The organism is Flavobacterium faecale (genome assembly GCF_003076455.1).
In the GTDB taxonomy this organism is placed as follows: Bacteria; Bacteroidota; Bacteroidia; order Flavobacteriales; family Flavobacteriaceae; genus Flavobacterium; species Flavobacterium faecale.
This window is the reverse complement of sequence record NZ_CP020918.1, coordinates 3,177,374-3,197,516: the sequence shown is the minus strand read 5'-3', so window position 1 is coordinate 3,197,516 and position 20,143 is coordinate 3,177,374. Positions and strand designations below refer to the sequence as shown.

The 20,143-nt window shown below is 34.5% G+C and carries 17 protein-coding genes; 11 read left to right on the top strand and 6 right to left on the bottom strand.

The genetic code is table 11. The features are described from left to right. The first annotated feature begins 85 nt into the window (after positions 1 to 85). The 3 genes from FFWV33_RS13645 to ald all read left to right on the top strand — a co-directional run bounded on the left by FFWV33_RS13645 (position 86) and on the right by ald (position 3,265). On the top strand, positions 86 to 1,030 hold the full coding sequence (locus tag FFWV33_RS13645) for a tRNA dihydrouridine synthase (RefSeq protein WP_108741425.1): 945 nt from the start codon (positions 86 to 88) through the stop codon (positions 1,028 to 1,030). A 62-nt stretch (positions 1,031 to 1,092) separates the two neighbouring features. Further along, on the top strand, positions 1,093 to 1,821 hold the full coding sequence (locus FFWV33_RS13640; RefSeq protein ID WP_108741424.1) for a Dph6-related ATP pyrophosphatase: 729 nt from the start codon (positions 1,093 to 1,095) through the stop codon (positions 1,819 to 1,821). Positions 1,822 to 2,185: 364 nt separating this feature from the next. Further along, a complete protein-coding gene (gene ald / locus FFWV33_RS13635) occupies positions 2,186 to 3,265 on the top strand; it encodes an alanine dehydrogenase (RefSeq protein ID WP_108742555.1) in 1,080 nt (359 codons plus the stop codon). 223 nt (positions 3,266 to 3,488) lie between these two features. Here the strand turns inward: ald and FFWV33_RS13630 are convergent, their stop codons facing one another. Together FFWV33_RS13630 and FFWV33_RS13625 are read right to left on the bottom strand one after the other, a co-directional pair. After that, positions 3,489 to 4,031 (bottom strand): DUF1697 domain-containing protein, encoded by a 543-nt coding sequence (locus tag FFWV33_RS13630; RefSeq protein WP_108741423.1) that lies wholly within the window; start codon positions 4,029 to 4,031, stop codon positions 3,489 to 3,491. A gap of 128 nt (positions 4,032 to 4,159) precedes the next feature. Next, entirely contained in the window at positions 4,160 to 4,606 is a 447-nt protein-coding gene (locus FFWV33_RS13625) for a DUF2059 domain-containing protein (protein ID WP_108741422.1), read from the bottom strand. Positions 4,607 to 4,727: 121 nt separating this feature from the next. Here FFWV33_RS13625 and recG point away from each other — a divergent pair, with 121 nt between their 5' ends. The 4 genes from recG (at position 4,728) to pheT (ending at position 11,921) form a co-directional block, all read left to right on the top strand. After that, a complete protein-coding gene (gene recG, locus FFWV33_RS13620) occupies positions 4,728 to 6,833 on the top strand; it encodes an ATP-dependent DNA helicase RecG (protein ID WP_108741421.1) in 2,106 nt (701 codons plus the stop codon). 4 nt (positions 6,834 to 6,837) lie between these two features. Continuing rightward, positions 6,838 to 7,701: a bestrophin family protein gene (locus FFWV33_RS13615; RefSeq protein ID WP_108741420.1), complete on the top strand. Its 864-nt coding sequence runs from the start codon at positions 6,838 to 6,840 to the stop codon at positions 7,699 to 7,701. Positions 7,702 to 7,828: 127 nt separating this feature from the next. Beyond that, complete coding sequence (locus FFWV33_RS13610) at positions 7,829 to 9,073, top strand: hypothetical protein (RefSeq protein ID WP_108741419.1); 1,245 nt, start codon at positions 7,829 to 7,831, stop codon at positions 9,071 to 9,073. Positions 9,074 to 9,500: 427 nt separating this feature from the next. Next, on the top strand, positions 9,501 to 11,921 hold the full coding sequence (gene pheT / locus FFWV33_RS13605) for a phenylalanine--tRNA ligase subunit beta (protein WP_108741418.1): 2,421 nt from the start codon (positions 9,501 to 9,503) through the stop codon (positions 11,919 to 11,921). 72 nt (positions 11,922 to 11,993) lie between these two features. Here the strand turns inward: pheT and FFWV33_RS13600 are convergent, their stop codons facing one another. Continuing rightward, positions 11,994 to 12,548 (bottom strand): fasciclin domain-containing protein, encoded by a 555-nt coding sequence (locus tag FFWV33_RS13600; protein ID WP_108741417.1) that lies wholly within the window; start codon positions 12,546 to 12,548, stop codon positions 11,994 to 11,996. Positions 12,549 to 12,862: 314 nt separating this feature from the next. Here FFWV33_RS13600 and FFWV33_RS13595 point away from each other — a divergent pair, with 314 nt between their 5' ends. Then, on the top strand, positions 12,863 to 13,396 hold the full coding sequence (locus tag FFWV33_RS13595; RefSeq protein ID WP_108741416.1) for an ExbD/TolR family protein: 534 nt from the start codon (positions 12,863 to 12,865) through the stop codon (positions 13,394 to 13,396). 58 nt (positions 13,397 to 13,454) lie between these two features. Here FFWV33_RS13595 and FFWV33_RS13590 read toward each other — a convergent pair whose 3' ends face one another. Both FFWV33_RS13590 and rpsA read right to left on the bottom strand, forming a co-directional pair. After that, a complete protein-coding gene (locus FFWV33_RS13590) occupies positions 13,455 to 13,919 on the bottom strand; it encodes a DUF5362 family protein (RefSeq protein ID WP_108741415.1) in 465 nt (154 codons plus the stop codon). Positions 13,920 to 14,024: 105 nt separating this feature from the next. Beyond that, entirely contained in the window at positions 14,025 to 15,806 is a 1,782-nt protein-coding gene (gene rpsA / locus FFWV33_RS13585) for a 30S ribosomal protein S1 (RefSeq protein WP_108741414.1), read from the bottom strand. A gap of 386 nt (positions 15,807 to 16,192) precedes the next feature. Here rpsA and FFWV33_RS13580 point away from each other — a divergent pair, with 386 nt between their 5' ends. From FFWV33_RS13580 to FFWV33_RS19670, 3 genes are all read left to right on the top strand, one after another. Next, positions 16,193 to 16,915: a hypothetical protein gene (locus tag FFWV33_RS13580; protein WP_159086026.1), complete on the top strand. Its 723-nt coding sequence runs from the start codon at positions 16,193 to 16,195 to the stop codon at positions 16,913 to 16,915. Between the two features lie 11 nt (positions 16,916 to 16,926). Further along, on the top strand, positions 16,927 to 17,781 hold the full coding sequence (locus FFWV33_RS13575; RefSeq protein ID WP_108741412.1) for a hypothetical protein: 855 nt from the start codon (positions 16,927 to 16,929) through the stop codon (positions 17,779 to 17,781). A gap of 150 nt (positions 17,782 to 17,931) precedes the next feature. Then, the gene (locus FFWV33_RS19670) at positions 17,932 to 18,060 is read left to right on the top strand and encodes a hypothetical protein (RefSeq protein ID WP_281261788.1); all 129 of its coding nucleotides are present in this window, start codon (positions 17,932 to 17,934) and stop codon (positions 18,058 to 18,060) included. Positions 18,061 to 18,351: 291 nt separating this feature from the next. On the opposite strand, the gene ettA is transcribed toward FFWV33_RS19670, so the two are convergent. Next, positions 18,352 to 20,046, bottom strand: coding sequence for an energy-dependent translational throttle protein EttA (gene ettA / locus FFWV33_RS13570; RefSeq protein ID WP_108741411.1), 1,695 nt, complete (start codon positions 20,044 to 20,046; stop codon positions 18,352 to 18,354). Positions 20,047 to 20,143 lie beyond the last annotated feature (97 nt).

The window sequence follows — 20,143 nt, the reverse complement described above, 5'->3', positions numbered from 1 at the left end:
GATTGGTACGTTTTTGATGATTATAAAATCAAACTAGCATCAATAAACTAGAAAGTACACTATATTTGCACAACTTAAATTTCATATGGATTACACATTATTATCTTCCCCATTACAAGGCTTTACCGATTTTAGATTTAGAAATGCCCAAAATAAATTCTTTGGCGGTATTGATACCTTCTATTCTCCCTACATTCGATTAAACGGAAAAATGGTGATCAAATCATCGTATGAACGTGACCTATTACCAGAAAATAATACGGGTCTAGAAGTGATTCCGCAAGTAATCACTAATGATGCAGACGAATTTTTGTTCGTTGCAAAATATGTAAAGGAGTTAGGGTACAAAGAACTAAATTGGAATTTAGGTTGCCCCTACCCAATGGTGACCAAAAGCGGTATGGGATCAGGATTGATAAGTAATACCGAAAAAATTAATACCATTCTTGACCGTGCACATTCAGAGAGTGACATTCTGGTTTCGATGAAAATGCGATTAGGGTATGATAATGCGCAAGAAATTCTTGACGTAATGCCTATTTTAGACCAATATCCGCTTAAAAACATAGCGATTCATGCACGACTAGGTAAGCAATTGTACAAAGGAGGCGTACACTTGGATGCTTTTCAAAACTGTATTGATACGGCAAAACATAAACTATACTACAACGGTGACATTACGTCTGTGGCTAAGTTTCACGAAATGCAAGAGCGTTTCCCAACTATTGACCACTGGATGATTGGACGTGCTTTGATAGCTGATCCTTTCTTGCCAACCATGATCAAAAACAACACACACGAATATCCTGCAAACAAACTTGAAGTCTTCAAGCAATTTCATGATACTTTATACGAAATATATAGTGAATCTTTATCAGGACAAACTCATATTTTATTAAAAATGTACCACTTATGGGAATATTTTTCAACTACTTTTTCAGATCCACACAAAGTTTTAAAGCAAATTAAAAAAGCAAAAACCTTTAGAAATTATGATGCTGCAGTAATCGAAATTTTCAAAAAAGGATAATTATTACTTTTCAAAAAAAATAGTCTTATTTTAGTGACCTAATATAATTCTATTCATATCCTTTGAAGACAAAAGCCATTTTTAATTGGAGTAGCGGCAAAGATTCTGCGCTAGCTTTATTCAAAACACTACAAAATCCAGAATTCGAAATTGATTGCCTACTCACGAGCGTGAGTGTGCAATACCAGCGCATATCCATGCACGGCGTACGGGTAGAACTACTGCAAAAACAAGCAGAGAGTATTGGTATTCCGCTACAAATCATGATGATTCCAGAAATGCCAACTATGGAAGCCTATGAAGCCGTAGTAAACCAACATCTTATTCGATTAAAAGAAAGAGGAGTAACACATTCCATCTTTGGCGATATTTTTCTCGAAGATTTAAGGCAATACCGCGAAGATAAACTAGCTACACAAGGATTTAAAGGTATTTTTCCGCTCTGGAAAATTTCGACATCAACATTGATCCAAGAATTTTTAGCACTAGGATTCAAAACTATAGTCGTATGTGTAAATGAGAAATTTTTGGACAAAAGCTTTGTGGGGCGCCTATTAGATCAAGATTTCATTAATGATCTACCTGATAATGTGGATGTTTGTGGAGAGAATGGAGAGTTTCACACCTTTACCTTTGACGGTCCTATTTTTTCGAAAGCGATTCCGTTCACAATCGGTGAAATTATTTATAGAAAATATGAAAAAACCAAATCAGAAACCTCTCAAGACAGTACCTGCACAACAGACGACACTGCCTTTGACTTCGGATTTTGGTATTGTGACCTATTGTAAAAAGAGCTCTATGCTACCATTATGAAACACTTAAATTAGAATCCAAAAACACTGTCCATATTGAAATATAGGAAAATTTACAACAAAAAGACGTTAACATTTTATTATTTTTATTTTCTAACAAATGATTAAAAAAATGTTAACTAAAAAAATAAGTGAATTAAAATTTTGAATTCCTACTTTTCACTGAAATATCGTTACTATTTTTCTATTTAATGCAAAATAAAATGCAATTTAGTATTTGGATTTAGCACTACATTATTCTTAAAAAACATTGTTTATATGGTATCTCTTTTGTAAATTTAACAACGCATTGCTTATTATGATGAGTATATGCTACAAATTAACACTTAAAAAAGAATATATGATAGTAGGAGTTCCTAAGGAAATTAAAAACAATGAAAATCGCGTTGGTATGACACCTGCAGGTGTTTTTGAATTAGTAAAAAGTAATCATACTGTTTACGTTCAGCATACAGCTGGTTTGGGTAGCGGATTTTCGGATCAGGATTTTATTGATGCTGGTGCTCATATTCTCCCAACTATAGAGGAGGTCTATGCAATAAGCGACATGATTGTTAAAGTCAAAGAGCCAATTGAATCGGAGTATGCTTTAATTAAACCGGAACAAATTCTATTCACTTATTTTCACTTTGCAGGTAGCGAAACGCTAACAAGAGCAATGATGAAAAGTAATGCAATTTGCATCGCGTACGAGACTGTTGAAGATCCAGATGGTAGTTTACCATTATTAACACCAATGTCTGAGGTGGCAGGTAGAATGTCAATTCAAGAAGGTGCCAAATATTTGGAAAAAACATACGGTGGACTAGGAATCTTATTAGGTGGAGTACCTGGAGTACCTCCTGCAAAAGTTTTAATTTTAGGAGCTGGAGTTGTTGGAATTCAAGCGGCTAAAAAAGCGGCGGGATTAGGAGCACAAGTAACCGTTATGGATGTTAATATGAAGCGTTTACGTTACATCAATGACGTAATGGCAAACAATGTAATCACAGAATTTTCTAACGAATACAACATTAGAAAAAACATTCAAACGCACGATTTAATTATCGGTGGAGTCTTGGTAAAAGGAGCAAAAGCACCAAAATTAATTACACGCGACATGCTTAAAGATATGCGCCCAGGAACTGTAATTGTTGATGTTGCAGTAGATCAAGGTGGATGTTTTGAAAGTACAGTAGCTACGACTCACCAAGATCCAATTTATATTATTGACGATGTTGTACACTATTGCGTTGCCAATATGCCAGGTGCAGTACCTCGTACTTCTACCCTAGCTTTGACCAATGTAACCGTTGGGTATGTATTGCAAATCGCAAACAAAGGTTGGAAAGATGCCTTGGATCAAAATAAAGGTCTAGCATTAGGACTGAATGTTGTAGGTGGAGAATGCGTTTACCCTGGAATCATGGAAGGTTTTTAATCCCTTAAAAACAGAAAATTATAATAATAAAGTGTTTGGCGTGACCGGCAAAAAAGCCGGTCGGGCTATTCGCTACAAGTCCTCAACAAGTTCCGCTACCGCTTCACTTGTTTCCGGGCTTTTTGCTTTTATCCCTCACGCAAATCGTGCATATTACTTCTTAAGTACTCCAAAACTACTTATTTTTTGATAATAAAGAATAATTGCTTCTTAATGCTACTTATTATCGCTCCTCATACATTTTCAACAATTGCATGACGGTATTCCAATTACGTATTGTAGCCGAGACATTTAGTTTTTTCTCAATATACTTTTGGTCAAAACGGGTTTTACCAGCTCCTACTGCATATTTTATAAAAATACGATTTTGATCTATTCGAGCCTCGTCAGGTTTGAACTGACTAATTTTTAAATCATTTATACTATCTGAACGCAAAGTAGTAGAGACAAATGCGACGTACAACTTCTTGAGATCAACATCTTTCTCATTTAAAAATGGATTTTGTAAACAGGCTTCAAGATCTTGCTTATTTACTACAATTACTGGAACTTCATGACCAAATACCTTAAAAATTTCTTGCTTGATTTTAAACCCCACTGCAGCCGTACTGTCATCATCGGTATCAACAAATACATTACCAGACTGAATATAAGTTACTACGTTCTCAAAACCAGCAGCTTCAAGACAGCTTTTCAAAGCTTCCATCTTCATCATATTGTGGCCTGATACGTTTATTCCTCTAAGTAGTACTAAGTGAGTTGTCATTGTCTTATTTTAATTTTTTCAAAGATATTGTCTTTTTCGTAAAACACCCGAATAGATTCGTTTTCTTTACTATTTTTTGCCAATCACTACATTTTGCAATTGTGAAAATATAGTGTAGTACTCACATACTATTCATTGATAATTAGTTTCTTTGCATTTAATTGTTGATAAATTTTAAATGACATTTGCGTACCCCATTTTCTACCAACTTCCATGGATTGTGTCATTATATTTGGTAAAGTGGCAATTACTTTTTCACCTAAAGTTGTTTTGTAAAAGGCAATCAAACCATTAATCTCACTTTCTGTAAAATTTTCATCATAAATAGGTATTAGAAGTTCTAATAAATTTTCTGCATTAAATTCTTTTGCCGCTTCTACCCAATATCCTTCTGGAACATTCGGCTGACTTTTTTTAAAATTTGCTATAATAGCTTGTCCTACCTGGACGCCTAGCTTGCCAGATCCAGTACGGTCAAGTAATTCTTTAATAGCCGCTATTTTTGATGGAGAAGCTTGAGCAAAACTCAAAGTACAGGTACAAAGTAATAAAAGAAGATATAGACTGGTTTTCATTGTTGTTTATTTTTTATATTTCAACCAAACTTACCAATTCTAGGTACAAATTACAATTATTCTATTTTTAAAATCCTCTTTAAAAAACTATCTTCGTGTTTTAATGATTATTTAAGCATTTATGACCAATATCCTTCTCACTCCAATCGAATACCTCAAAGGCGTTGGCCCAAGCAGGGGCGAACTTTTCAGGAAAGAACTTGGGATTCATAAATATGCTGATTTGATTAATTTATATCCCAATCGTTACATCGATCGTACTCGGTATTACAAAATTAACGAGCTACAAAATACAACTGCCGAGGTACAAATTATTGGCAAAATTGTACATATAAAAACGGTTGAGTTTGGTAAAAATAAAAAGCGCTTAGTAGCAACTTTTATCGATGATACAGGCCAAATGGAGCTAGTTTGGTTTCAGGGTCAAAAATGGATAAAAGAATCATTAAAGGTTAATGAAGTAGTCGTTATTTTTGGAAAATGTACTTCTTTCAACGGAGCCTTCAATATGGCGCATCCGGAGATTGAACAATTTGCAGAGCACCAACAAAGCTTACGTTCGGCCATGCAACCTGTATATCCCTCGACCGAAAAAATGACAAATCGAGGTATTACTAACCGCACGGTAAATAAACTGATGCAACAATTGTTTATTGAAACACAAGCCTTATTTACAGAGACTTTACCCGATTACTTAATTGATGAGTTGAAGTTAATTTCGAAAAAAGAAGCGCTTTTCAATATCCATTTCCCTAAAAGCACCGACGCTTTGGCGAAAGCTGAATTCCGTTTAAAATTTGAAGAATTATTTTATATTCAGATTCAGTTGATTCTGAAAAACTTGATTCAGAAACATAAAATTAAAGGACACCCGTTTACCAAAGTCGGTGAGCTTTTTAATGAATTCTATCAAAATCATCTTCCTTTTAATCTAACTGGAGCTCAAAAACGAGTGATCAAAGAAATTAGAACTGATATGGGAAGCAATGCACAAATGAACCGCTTGCTGCAAGGTGACGTTGGCTCTGGAAAAACAATTGTCGCTTTTATGAGTATCCTTTTGGCACTCGACAATGGTTTTCAGACTTGCTTAATGGCTCCAACCGAAATTTTGGCCAATCAACATTATATAGGACTCTCTGAACTGGCAGAAAAACTGAACTTAAACATAAAAATCCTTACCGGATCGACCAAAATCGCAGCTCGAAGAGTCATACATGAAGAACTTGAAAACGGAAGTTTACAAATCATCATCGGAACACATGCTTTACTAGAAGACAAAGTTAAATTCAAAAATTTAGGTCTTGCTGTTATTGATGAGCAGCATCGCTTTGGTGTTGAACAACGATCAAAATTATGGCGAAAAAATGTGATTCCGCCGCATATATTGGTGATGACCGCCACTCCTATTCCACGTACTTTGGCCATGAGTTTATATGGTGATTTAGATATTTCAGTGATTGATGAATTACCACCTGGACGTAAACCCATTCAGACCGTGCATCGCTATGACAGTAATAGATTAAAAGTTTGGAAATTTTTGAGAGACGAAATTGCCAAAGGACGACAAATCTATATTGTTTACCCCTTGATACAAGAATCTGAAAATATGGATTATAAGGATTTAATGGATGGTTATGAGAGTATTTCTCGTGATTTTCCTTTGCCTACCTACTCTATTTCGATTTTACACGGAAAGATGAAGCCCGCTGACAAAGATGCCGAAATGAAACGTTTCTCTGAAGGAAAGACCAATATTATGGTGGCTACAACAGTAATTGAAGTTGGTGTCAATGTGCCCAATGCGAGTGTAATGATTATCGAAAGTGCAGAACGTTTTGGCCTCTCACAATTGCACCAATTACGCGGACGCGTAGGACGTGGTGCCGAACAAAGTTATTGCATTTTAATGACTAGTCACAAAATGAGTACCGATAGTAAAATCCGAATGGAAACTATGGTTGCAACCAATGATGGATTTGAAATTGCCGAAGTCGATCTCAAACTCCGTGGACCTGGTGATCTTATGGGGAAACAACAAAGCGGTGTGCTTAATCTGCAAATTGCAGATATTGTGCGTGACAAGGATATTCTAGGACTAGCACGCAATCACGCACAACGTGTACTTGCAAATGATAAATCACTGGCGAAACCTGAAAACGAAATTATTAAAAGCATTTACATTCAATTGACCAAGAAGAAAAATATTTGGAATTATATAAGTTAAAAACATGATAAGCTACAACCCTAAAGACTGGATTACTTTTATATTTCGTTTTCATAAAGCAGATACTTTTAGACAATTATTTGTAATGATGGTCCTTATTGGACTCTACGCCGCTGGAGTAGCCTATCTCGAAATTGAATACTGGCAATTACCCGATAGTAGCCATGTAAAAAACATCTCCATGATGCACGGAATGCTGGGGTTTGTGATTTCACTGCTGCTCGTTTTCAGAACAAATACCGCTTACGATCGTTGGTGGGAAGGCCGTAAACTATGGGGCGCGTTGGTCAACAACAGCCGCAACTTAGCCTTGAAATTGCACGCCATTTTGGATGACGAAAAAGACAAAACTTTCTTTCGAAAAATGATACCTAGTTACGCAGCCATTCTGAACAAACATCTAAAAGATGAAGAAACTGGTAAGCAATTATTCGAAGAAATCTCCTTTACCGAGGATCATCACACGCATCGTCCCAATCAAGTAGCCAAAATGATGTTCTTGAGAGTTAATGAATTATATAAAAAACAAAAAATCACTGGTGATCAATTGATTATTCTTAATAGTGAACTGCAATCTTTTACCGATATATGTGGTGCTTGCGAGCGAATAAAAAACACACCTATTCCCTACTCTTATAGTGTATTCTTGAAAAAATTTATCTTTTTTTATGTGATGACATTGCCTTTTGGTTACGTTTTCAATCTAGGGTATTATGTTGTTCCTGTAGTAGTTTTTATATTTTATGTTTTGGCTAGCTTAGAACTTATTGCTGAAGAAATTGAAGAACCATTTGGACATGATGCTAATGATCTACCTACCCGTAAAATAGCAGAAAACATTAAAAAACATGTTGAAGAATTACTGTAGATGTCAATTCTTAATCATTTTTTAAAATTTGAAAAGCTAAAATAACATCAGAACATTAGTATTTTTTATACTTTTACTTCATTATCAACGAGCTAGTTAACAAACCAAGACTAGAAAACGAAGAATTATGAAAAAACAACTAACTTTTCTGTTCTTATTTTTTATTATTTGTACCGCTCAAGCCCAATTTGGCTCGCTTACAAAAAAGTTAAAAGATAAAATCAATACCAAATTAGAGAAGCTAATTACTCCAAAAGCAACAGAGATTGCTGCAGATACAATTGCAACCACTCAAGGTGTAGTTGTTTACGATGAAACAAGTCAAACAACAGCCAAACAAAAAGAAAAAGTAGGTTTCCCAGAAATGGCGCCAATAACTTTCCCTAAAACTGGAAAATTTGATTTAGGTTCCAAATTAACATACGCTGTTGATTATGACTTTTTTCTCCAACATTCATTGGGACAAAAAGCAATTGCGATTGCAAGAAAAAATGGTTTTACGGGAACTAATAAAGAAGTTTTTAACAATGCCCGAACGGATAGTACAACAGTAACCAAAATTTGGACTGAATTAATGAAAGGTCCGCTTCCTGCAGACGCTCTTGAGATTCAGAAAAAATTTCAGATTGCAGCTACTTTTGAAGCAATGGCATTGGCTAGCACCTCTGTATTGATTACAAACGATTTTGTGAAGTCTACTATTAAAGGTATTGGTAGCTCAAAGCAAAAGCCTATTTTTCTTGTAGGTTTTCAAATAGATGGTTTTAGTTTGGTTGATTTACAGCAAAACGCTGCTAAAACTGTTGGTACCATTATGGGCGTAAATTACACCCTAATTGAAAAAGATTTTAATGTAGGTTCCCTATTTGCAATGGCAAAGTTGGCAGAAAAAAATATTGAAAAAAAAGGTGCAACATCGGAGGTGATACTAAACCAAAAAGCATTTGGTTATAATTGCAATGTAGCCAGAATTATTATTCCTGTACAACCGGAACAAGAAAGAAAAAATCATGTCGATAATAGCTCACTGTGGTTCCACTGCCTGCTTAATGTCAATTTTGATGATTTGGTCAATACTAATTATGACCCTAAGTACAAGATAATAATGGAGCTGTATTATACCCATGATTTGGATAACGTACTGCCTAAAGCCCTAACTACACAAAAAAACAAACTCAATGCAGGCGGTTATTTTGTTGGAGCAATACTAAAGGATGAAGCTGGAAATGGTGTGACTTATAAAATGGAGAATTTTAAAGCACTTCAAAAAATAGATAAGGGCGAGTTCCAAATTCCAGCAGGATATCCTATAATGACGCAAGAGGAATTAAATGTAAAAATACTGGAAGCCATGAAAAATGGAGCGCAATAATCAATAGAAATAAAGAATTTAAGTGAAATTTAGCAGTCAGTTTAGGAATACGATTCTAAACGGATTGCTTTTTTATTTTATAAAATTCACATTGCTGTTATTTAGGATCTAAAAATAGCATACTAATTTTGGAATGATATTGATAACACTAAACTATCTGGTTAGTCCTGACAATAGTGAAAAGCCTTTGCGGAAAGAAAGCTACTTTTTTCTTGGTGGTGCAGAGCGACTGAAAGAAGCTCCTGCAGTACCTTAGAAAAAGAGCTTGAAGCCGGAAAGCTTGAAACGGATGGCAGGGACAGTCTTTGTGGGTATAAACTACTTTTCTACTACTAAAAATCATCAGTATTATTCCTAAAAATGGGCTTTAATAACTTTGAACCTCGGTTGACAATGTTTATATTTGCAATCTTGAAAAAAACATAAAATGAAGATATCATATAATTGGCTGAAACAATTTATAAAAACAGACTGGAATTCAGAGGAAGTATCCAACTTACTAACGGATTTAGGGCTTGAGGTAGAAGGTGTAGACAAATACCAATCTGTAAAAGGAGGCTTGGCAGGAATTGTTGTAGGACATGTTCTAACTTGTGAGCAACATCCAGACGCCGACCGATTGAAAGTTACTACTGTCGATATTGGTGCTGAAGCGCCTGTTCAAATAGTATGTGGTGCTTCCAATGTTGCTGCTGGTCAAAAAGTGCCTGTTGCTACGATTGGAACTGTATTATATGACGCAGATGGAAACCCATTTACAATTAAAAAAGGAAAAATTCGTGGTCAAGAAAGTCATGGTATGATTTGCGCCGAAGACGAATTGGGACTTGGAAATAGTCATGACGGAATTATGGTTCTAGACGAAGCCTTGGTTCCTGGTACTCCAGCTGCAAAAGTTTTCAAGATTGAAGATGATGAAGTTTTTGAAATTGGTCTAACACCCAACCGTGCGGATGCAATGAGTCACATGGGTACTGCTCGTGATATTAGAGCAGGACTGATGCAAAAAGGAATTAATACAGAGTTAATTACGCCATCTATCTCTAATTTTAGAGTTGACATGCGTACTTTAAAAATTGATACTGTCATAGAAGACATCACCTTGGCGCCACGTTATTGTGGTGTGACAATTTCTGGTATTACTATTAAACCATCTCCAGCCTGGTTGCAAGACCGATTGAAAGCGATTGGTTTAACACCAAAAAATAATGTAGTCGATGTTACCAATTATGTTTTACATGATCTTGGTCAACCGTTGCATGCTTTTGATGCTTCAAAAATTAATGGTAAAATTATAGTAAAAACTGCTGAAGCTGGAACTAAATTTACTACTCTCGATGATGTTGAACGCACGTTACACGAAGAAGATTTAATGATTTGTGACGAAAAGGGTCCGTTGTGTATCGCAGGTGTTTTTGGTGGAAAAAATTCAGGTGTAAGCGAGCATACTAAAGATATTTTCTTAGAAAGTGCCTACTTCAATCCAGTAAGCATTCGTAAAACAGCCAAAAGACATCAGTTAAGTACCGACGCTTCTTTCCGTTTTGAAAGAGGAATTGATCCTACCATTACTGTTTATGCTTTGAAACGTGCTGCTATTTTGATTCAAGAAGTGGCTGGTGGAATCGTAACATCTGATGTGAGCGATGTATACCAAAAGAAAATTGAGGATTTTACAGTATTTGTAAATTTCAGTAACGTTAAAAAAATAATTGGACAAGAAATCCCAAAAGATACCATTAAGCAAATTTTGGCTTCTTTGGATATTAAAGTAAACAGTGTTTCTGAAGCTGGTCTTGGAATTACGATTCCTGCCTACCGCGTAGATGTACAAAGAGAAATTGATGTAATCGAAGAAATTTTAAGAGTATACGGTTACAACAATATTGGGTTTTCTGGAAAGATGAATGCTACGGTAAGTAATTCACCTAAAAATGAAGATTACAAAGTTCAGAATATTGTTGCATCTCAGTTAAACTCACAAGGTTTTCATGAGATGATGGCCAATTCGCTAACCACTGCTGAATACGCAAAACTTTCAGGAAATTTAAAGGAAGAGCACAATGTTACCATGCTGAATCCTTTGAGTAATGATTTGGCTACCTTGCGTCAATCGTTGTTATTTTCAGGATTAGAAGCCGTTTCATACAACATTAATAGAAGAAATTATGATTTAAAACTTTTTGAATTCGGTAAAACGTATCATAAATATTTATCTGGTTTTGAAGAACACAAGCATTTAACGTTATTCCAAACAGGAAGCAGAAATGCAGAAAGTTGGGCAAAAGCACAAACTCCTAGTAATTTCTTTTTGTTTAAAGGATATGTCGAAGCTATTTTTCACCGTCTTGGAATAACCAAAACAATTAACTCTCCTGTAACTTCAGATGTTTTTTCTGAAGGAATAGCAATTGGAACTACACATATTCCGTTAGTGGAATTTGGAGTGGTAAAAAAATCTATCTTAAAACATTTTGGAATCAAGCAAGAAGTATTTTATGCTGATTTTAATTGGGATGAAATTTTAAAGGCAATTGCTTTAAAAATTAAATATACTGAAATTCCAAAATATCCAGAAGTTCGAAGAGATTTGGCTTTGTTAGTTGATCAAGCCGTTACTTACGACTCAATATATGCTTTGGCAAAGAAAACAGAGAAAAATTTACTTAAGAATATCAATTTGTTTGATGTATACGAAGGTGAAAAATTACCTGAAGGAAAAAAATCATATGCTATCAGTTTCACTATTCAAGACAGTACAAAAACATTGACAGATGTACAGATTGATAAATTAATGGGGAAATTGCAAACTAATTTTGAAACCGAATTAGGAGCAACTTTGAGATAATCAAAATGTAATGATACAAAAAAAGCCAATTCTTTTCAGAATTGGCTTTTTTTGAATAAGGTTGTTTGTAAATTATGCTTTTGGCAAAAGTACAGTGTCAACAACATGAATTACACCATTTGATTGATTTACATCACCAATTGTAACCATTGACATTCCACCTTTTTCGTCAGTAATGTACAATTTTTTCCCTTTCATCCAAGCAGTCAAAGTTCCACCACTTACAGTTTTAAGAGTTGCTTTTCCATTACCTTTTTTGATAGCATTCATAATGTCCATTGCGCTCATTTTTCCTGCTACAACGTGGTAAGTCAAAATTGATTGCAACATTTTTTTGTTTTCTGGTTTCAATAAAGTTTCAACCGTTCCTTTTGGCAATTTATCAAAAGCTGCATTTGTTGGAGCAAAAACCGTAAAAGGTCCTTTGCCTTGTAAGGTTTCAACTAAATCTGCTGCTTTTACAGCTGCTACCAATGTTGTATGGTCTTTTGAATTTACCGCATTTTCTACGATGTTTTTAGTTGGAAACATTTCGGCTCCACCAACCATTTTTGTTTTTTGAGCGAAAGATGTTGCTCCAAATACTAATGCAAGAATTGCTACTGATAAAAATTTTCTAGTTTTCATAAATTTATTTATTAAGTTATATATCCATTTACGCTGTCACTTTCGATTTGGATTTAAAAAAAGCATCTTTTTTTGAAAGTTTTTTTCTTTACTCTAGTAATCAACGCTTTAAAACTTCTTTTTTTTTATTCGAAATAGAAAAGAATCATAATAACGGCATGTAATATCAGTTCGTTTGCTGAAAGTAATATCTACTACTATCTGAATTTGGCATAAAATAAAGATAACCGCTTATAAATACATACCAATAATTGCTTATATTTAGATTCAGAAGAAACAACTATATTCTACTAACCACTAATTTACATTCGATAATGAAAAATTTAAATTCTAAAATTAGAAGTAAAAAATTAAATAATAGAGTTGACTTAACGGCTATGACTAGCATTTCGTTTCTATTACTCATGTTCTTTATGGTAAGTAAGGAAATGGGGAAATCGCGAATGATAGAATACACAAGCGGTAACGACTGGACTTGTGGTAATTTTGGTTGTTATAATCCTGATCCAAGTAGAATTATTACAATTCTTTTGGGAGAAGAAGATACAGCTACTGCTTATCAAGGCACAATACAGTATCCTGTTTTCAAACCAAAGCAATTTGATTTACAGCAAAATGATATGGCATTTGACATAAAATCTAAAAATAAACTTATTCTTAAATATTCTGCTGCCTTAGGAAAACCAGATAGAGGAGCAATCGTTATTATCAAACCTAGCTCCACTTCAAAATATGGAAATCTAATTGCAGTTTTAGATTTACTCGAAATAAATAAAATTGATAATTATTCAATCGTAAATGAATTTACTCCAGAAGAGAGAGTACTTTTGAAAAAATATAAAGGATAAAAAAAAGTGCTTTTAGTTCTACATTAAAATAGTAGACTGAAAGCACTTTTATATTTTATTAATTAAATGCCGCTATTCCACCTGCAATTATAGAAAATAAAATTATTACAGAATAAATTACTACTAATACAAGCCCCATAATCCCAATAAATTTGTAATGTGATTTTAAGTATTCAAAAGAAGAACTAATCAAATCATTATCGTTTTCTTTAAAAGCTTTTTTCATTTTAGATGAAAACTGAAACAAATAGAAAACAGGGAAAAAATACAATACAGCAAGTACTAAATATAAACCTGTAATTACTCCCGTTCCAATTCCCATAATTGGATTCGAATTCCCACTCATACTGTTTAAGGTAGAAAAAATAGTACCTATAAATAATGCAATTATCACAATAAATGCTATTCCGATAAAACCCAATATGGATAAGAAGTAAGCCCACTTAGCTGTTTCTTTTAAAAATCCTTGTGCCTCTTGGCCTAAATACAATCTGCCATCTTCTTGAAAAGTAGTTTCTTCCATTTTTATAAATTTACAATTAGATTCAAATATATAGATTTTATCAGAAATAACAACAAAAAAAAGCCTCACATTGCTGTGAGGCTTTCTAATATTAGAAAATGAGAATTATTTTTTCTCTGATTTTTCCATTTTAGCTTTCAATGCAGCTAATACATCATTGCTATCTCCTAAAGTAGATGCAGGTGCATTAGTTGAGCTTGAAGCTGAAGAATTGTTATCATTGTTAGCTTTCACATTTTTCTCTTCTTCTTCACGGAAGATAGCAGTGTGAGATGCAACAACTCTTTTAAATTCTTTGTTGAATTCGATTACTTTGAAATCAGCAGATTCTCCTTTTTTCAATTTCTTACCATCTTCTTTTTCAAGGTGACGAGTAGGAATGAAAGCAACGATATCTTCTCCGAATTCTACAGTAGCTCCTTTGTCAACGATCTCAGAGATCTCTCCGTTGTGGATAGTTCCAACAGCGAATGAATCTTCGTACTGATCCCATGGATTAGGAGTAGTTTGTTTGTGACCTAAAGATAATTTACGTCCATCAACATCTAATTCTAATACAACAACGTCAAGTTTTTCACCAACGTTAACGAATTCAGATGGGTGTTTGATTTTCTTAGTCCAAGATAAGTCAGAGATGTAAATTAATCCATCAATTCCTTCTTCAAGTTCTACGAAGATACCAAAGTTTGTAAAGTTTCTAACGATACCTGAATGTTTAGAACCTACAGGGTATTTAGAAGTAATATCAGTCCAAGGATCTTGAGATAATTGTTTGATACCTAATGACATTTTACGGTCATCTCTATCTAATGTTAAGATAACAGCTTCAACAACATCACCTACTTTTACGAAATCTTGAGCAGAACGTAAATGAGTAGACCATGACATTTCAGAAACGTGGATTAAACCTTCAACACCTTCAGCAACTTCGATGAAAGCTCCGTAATCAGCAATAACAACTACTTTTCCTTTAACTTTATCTCCAATAGCCAAGTTAGCATCTAATGCATCCCATGGGTGAGCGTTTAATTGTTTCAATCCTAATTGAATTCTTGTTTTCTCATCATCGAAATCAAGGATTACAACATTTAATTTTTGATCTAATTCAAGAACTTCAGATGGGTGGTTGATTCTAGACCAAGAAAGGTCAGTAATGTGAATCAATCCATCTACTCCACCTAAGTCAATAAAGACACCATAAGAAGTAATGTTTTTAACAACACCTTCTAATACTTGTCCTTTTTGTAATTGACCGATAATTTCTTTTTTCTGTACTTCAATATCCGCTTCAATAAGCGCTTTGTGAGATACAACAACGTTTTTAAATTCGTGGTTGATTTTCACAACTTTGAATTCCATTGTTTTGTTTACGTAAACATCGTAATCTCTAATTGGTTTAACATCAATTTGAGATCCTGGTAAGAAAGCTTCGATTCCGAAAACGTCAACGATCATACCACCTTTAGTTCTGCATTTTACAAAACCATTAACGATTTCACCTGTTTCGTTTGCAGCGATAACTCTATCCCATGATTTGATAGTACGTGCTTTTCTGTGAGACAATACCAATTGACCTGTTTTATCCTCACGGATGTCAATTAATACTTCTACAGTATCACCAACTTTTAAAGCTGGGTTGTAACGGAATTCGTTTAAAGAGATTACACCTTCAGACTTAGCATTGATATCAACGATTACGTCTCTATCTGTAATTCTAACTACGGTACCATCAACTACTTCTTCTTGGTCAGTAGCGATAAAAGTTTTAGTTACTAATTCTTCGAATTCTTTTAAGTGCTGATCGTCAACTACATCAATACCTTCTTCGAAATTGTGCCAGTTAAAATTTGCTAAAAACTCTTCTTGTGATTGGATTTGTTCAGACATGCTGATTAAAAATTTGTATTCTGTATTCTCTCGAGCTTCTTAATGTGATAGAAAACAACAGAAGTTGTTTGTATAATTAATTGATACCTAAAGGAAACTCTTATTCACCAAAAGGTGTGCAAAATTAACTCTTTTTTACTTAATTACAAAATAAACTTCTGATAATCACTATTTAAAGTATCAAAAACAATCAGAAAAGAAATTAAACGCATTCAAAACTAGCCAAATCACTGATTTACATAACAGTAACTTATTAAATAACCCTACTACTTTCTACCTTATTATATGATCTTAAAAACCATTTGACAAAAAAGATCGTAAATAATGTGTCAGGTTCTCACTTTTACAACGACTCTTCAATTATATAAACCCAAAACCTTATAACCATGAAAATCTATCAGCCTTTTTTACTCCTATTTATTATAGTGGGATTTAGCTCTTGCATTCAAGAGGATATTGTAAATGACGAGATCGATGCTTCTATTAGAATAAATAATTCTTTTTCGAATTTTAAAGTTAATGATCAAGTTGCTCTAGATGCATTCTTTTTTGATAATTTAGGAATGAGACAAACCGTTGCTTTCGACCTAAAAAGTTCTAATCCTGCTACAGTTGAAGTAGATAATGCAAACAAGATAATCACAGGGAAAGCCTTAGGTACTGCCGTTATCACGGTATCTACACTATATGCAGGTGTAACGACAACAAAAGAAACTACAGTTACAGTTAATGCAGTTACCGTGAATCCAGGTGGTACCATGCCTACAAATAGCACTGCAAAAGTGGGAACAATTACAAAAACTAGCTCCTATGCTTCTGCGGGTGATTTTGAAATTGTAGCAATTGCAAACGGAATTAGAATCACATTTGCCAGTAATTATGTAGCCGATCAAACGCTACCCGGCTTTGCAATGTATCTTACCAATAATCCAAATAGTATTAGTGGAGCATTAAAAATTGACTCCCAAGGAGATTCAGATGGTGTAATATATAAAGGAATACATTCTATTGATGTAATTGGAGTGGGAATAAATGATTTTGGCTACCTAACACATTGGTGTGAACCCTTTAGAATCAAAGTTGGACAAGCCGAAATTAAAAACAAATAAACTTCATCAAGATGCAAAAAATTATAAAACTATCCTTCCTATTTATTATACTATCCCAATTCTCTTATGGACAATGGACCAAAGGCAAATCAAACGGGTATTACAAATTATCAGCAAGTTCGCTTATTGCTGATGAACATTTCACGAGTAGCAAACAAAAAGATCCCAATGTTACCCGAGGGAATTTTATTGTAAGCGCCTACGCAGAATACGGATTAACCGATAGGATTGATGCGATTGCCTACGTGCCCCTACTTGCCCGTGTGTATCAAAACAAACAAGTTTCTGGACTAACAGGTTCAGTTTTAGCAAATGGTGAAGCTGTGAATTCTATTGGAGATATTGATTTAGGATTGCGTTACGGACTCTTAAAAAATGATCATTTGGTAGTTTCAGCTACTTTAAAATTCGGTTTACCTACTGGAAAAAGTCAAGGTGGATCTGACGGAAGCCTCCAAACTGGAGATGGAGAATTCAATCAATTACTACAAATCGACTTAGGTATTCCGTTTAAGATTAGCAATCAAAATTTATACGGAAAACTCTATTCTGGGTTTAACAATCGTACAAAAGGATTCTCGGATGAGTTTCATTTTGGAGCCGAAGTTGGAACTAAAATTGCTAATAAATTTTTTGTTGCAACAAAATTCAGTAATGTGCGTTCTCTTAATAATGGTACTTTCAATAATGAAACTGGGCAAGGTATTTTTGCCAATAATGTAGAGTTTACCAATTTGGGAATTGAAGTGGCGTATTATATCTCAAGTAAATTTGGAGTATCTGTGAACTATACTGATATCCTGTCCGGAAAAATAACATATGCCGCCCCAACGTATACAGGCGGAATATTTTTAGATATTCAATAATTGTATTTTTAGTAGATTATTATTTATTGAGGAGAAAGCTCAGCTGTTGCACTGCAATGACTGGGCTTTTTTTAGGTTTTATAATACCTGATAAATGTCATAGTTGTAGAAAAATCTGTTTTTTAACTTTGCTGTACTAAATAAAAAAATATGAAAAACGCAATACTTGTCAATTGGGATAACGGATCAATCATCATCGTCTTTGTTTTTGGATTGGTAATCATCGGATTAATAGCCGCCATCTTTTTATTAATGAGTGGTGATAAAAAGAAGAAGTAATCTAGTAAGTTTCTAGGTGCTAAGAGGCTGAGCTTCTAAGTTTTTTTTGTAAATAATAATTATTATTATCTAAATGTTGATACTGTTTTTTGTAATTACATTTAGAAAATTATTTCCAAGAGCATGGGAAACTACTCTAAAAGCAGCACAATAATAAGCTTGGACTACAACCGATTCCAAAGCTAAGTCTTTTAACACCTAGTAACTTCGAGCATCGACTGCAAAAAATAGCAAAAAAAAAGGATAGCTCTCTCGAACTATCCTTTTCAGTTTTATTAAGATTCAGAGCTATTATCCTCTGATCAGTTTTTTGTATTTCAAACGTTTTGGAGTCAAATCTCCACCTAAACGTTTTTTCTTATTTTCTTCATATTCAGAGAATCCACCTTCAAAGTAATACACTTCAGACTCCCCTTCAAAAGCTAAGATATGCGTACAAATCCTATCCAAGAACCATCTGTCGTGAGAGATTACTACTGCACAACCCGCAAACTGCTCCAAACCTTCCTCAAGTGCACGTAAAGTATTTACATCCAAATCATTGGTTGGCTCATCGAGTAACAATACGTTACCTTCTTCTTTCAAAGTCATTGCAAGGTGCAAACGGTTACGCTCACCACCAGAAAGTGTCGCTACTTTTTTGTTTTGATCGCTTCCACCAAAGTTAAAACGGCTCAAATAAGCTCTAGAATTTACTTGGCGTCCGCCCATCATGATCAATTCTTGACCATCACAGAAGTTTTCCCAAATTGATTTATTTGGATCAATATTAGAGTGCGCTTGATCGACATAAGCAATTTTAACAGTTTCTCCAACCGTAAACTCACCGCTATCTGTTTCTTGTTCACCCATAATCATGCGGAAGATTGTTGATTTACCCGCACCGTTTGGCCCGATGATTCCAACAATTCCTGCTTGTGGCAAGGTAAAGTTCAAATTGTCGTATAATAATTTATCTCCAAAAGCTTTCGCAACTCCTTTAGCTTCAATTACATTCGTACCCAAACGTGGACCATTCGGAATGTAAATCTCTAATTTCTCGTCTAGCTCTTTTTGATCTTCGTTCAATAATTTATCGTAGTTCTGTAAACGTGCTTTTTGTTTTGTTTGACGTCCTTTCGCACCTTGACGAACCCAGTCCAACTCACGCTCTAAATTCTTACGACGTTTTGAAGCTACTTTTTCCTCCAATGCCATTCTGCTTGATTTTTGATCCAACCAAGAAGAATAATTCCCTTTCCAAGGAATACCTTCTCCTCTATCCAATTCCAAAATCCAACCTGCTACATTATCTAAGAAGTATCTATCGTGTGTTACCGCGATAACCGTTCCTGCATATTGTGCAAGGTGTTGCTCTAACCATAAAACAGACTCAGCATCCAAGTGGTTGGTAGGCTCATCCAATAACAATACATCAGGTTGTTTCAACAACAAACGACATAAAGCTACACGACGACGCTCTCCTCCAGATAGGTTTTTGATTGGCGTATCTCCGTCTGGCGTACGCAAAGCATCCATTGCAATTTCAAGTTTAGTATCAATTTCCCAAGCACCTAGAGCATCGATTTTATCTTGCAGTGAAGCTTGACGATCCATTAACTTGTCCATTTTGTCTGGATCAGAGTAGTTCTCTTCAAGACCAAATAGATCATTGATTTTATTGTACTCTTCCAAAACTTCCATGGTTTCAGCAACACCTTCACGAACAATTTCGATTACCGTTTTGCTATCATCCAATGCTGGTTCTTGTTCCAAATACCCAACAGTGTATCCTGGTGCAAAAACAATATCACCTTGATAATTTTTATCTACTCCAGCAATAATCTTCAACAAAGAAGATTTACCAGAACCATTCAAACCAAGAATACCAATTTTAGCTCCGTAAAAGAAACTCAAATAGATATTTTTAAGAACAGGTTTATCTGCTCCCGTGTAGGTCTTACTCAATTTTGACATTGAGAAAATTACTTTCTTATCGTCTGACATAATTATGTTATATTTTTATTTTTTACTTTTTTTCTGTACCACAAATTACGCAAATTTCTACAGATTTATAAAGAATAAATCGAGCTAATAAATGTAA

What these genes read in the sequence shown, in the direction of transcription:
- FFWV33_RS13645 (WP_108741425.1), top strand. Translation starts at nt 86, where the DNA reads ATGGATTACACATTATTATCTTCCCCATTACAAGGCTTTACCGATTTT.
- ald (WP_108742555.1), top strand. Translation starts at nt 2,186, where the DNA reads ATGATAGTAGGAGTTCCTAAGGAAATTAAAAACAATGAAAATCGCGTT.
- FFWV33_RS13630 (WP_108741423.1), bottom strand. Translation starts at nt 4,031, where the DNA reads ATGACAACTCACTTAGTACTACTTAGAGGAATAAACGTATCAGGCCAC.
- FFWV33_RS13625 (WP_108741422.1), bottom strand. Translation starts at nt 4,606, where the DNA reads ATGAAAACCAGTCTATATCTTCTTTTATTACTTTGTACCTGTACTTTG.
- recG (WP_108741421.1), top strand. Translation starts at nt 4,728, where the DNA reads ATGACCAATATCCTTCTCACTCCAATCGAATACCTCAAAGGCGTTGGC.
- FFWV33_RS13615 (WP_108741420.1), top strand. Translation starts at nt 6,838, where the DNA reads ATGATAAGCTACAACCCTAAAGACTGGATTACTTTTATATTTCGTTTT.
- FFWV33_RS13610 (WP_108741419.1), top strand. Translation starts at nt 7,829, where the DNA reads ATGAAAAAACAACTAACTTTTCTGTTCTTATTTTTTATTATTTGTACC.
- pheT (WP_108741418.1), top strand. Translation starts at nt 9,501, where the DNA reads ATGAAGATATCATATAATTGGCTGAAACAATTTATAAAAACAGACTGG.
- FFWV33_RS13600 (WP_108741417.1), bottom strand. Translation starts at nt 12,548, where the DNA reads ATGAAAACTAGAAAATTTTTATCAGTAGCAATTCTTGCATTAGTATTT.
- FFWV33_RS13595 (WP_108741416.1), top strand. Translation starts at nt 12,863, where the DNA reads ATGAAAAATTTAAATTCTAAAATTAGAAGTAAAAAATTAAATAATAGA.
- FFWV33_RS13590 (WP_108741415.1), bottom strand. Translation starts at nt 13,919, where the DNA reads ATGGAAGAAACTACTTTTCAAGAAGATGGCAGATTGTATTTAGGCCAA.
- rpsA (WP_108741414.1), bottom strand. Translation starts at nt 15,806, where the DNA reads ATGTCTGAACAAATCCAATCACAAGAAGAGTTTTTAGCAAATTTTAAC.
- FFWV33_RS13580 (WP_159086026.1), top strand. Translation starts at nt 16,193, where the DNA reads ATGAAAATCTATCAGCCTTTTTTACTCCTATTTATTATAGTGGGATTT.
- FFWV33_RS13575 (WP_108741412.1), top strand. Translation starts at nt 16,927, where the DNA reads ATGCAAAAAATTATAAAACTATCCTTCCTATTTATTATACTATCCCAA.
- FFWV33_RS19670 (WP_281261788.1), top strand. Translation starts at nt 17,932, where the DNA reads ATGAAAAACGCAATACTTGTCAATTGGGATAACGGATCAATCATCATC.
- ettA (WP_108741411.1), bottom strand. Translation starts at nt 20,046, where the DNA reads ATGTCAGACGATAAGAAAGTAATTTTCTCAATGTCAAAATTGAGTAAG.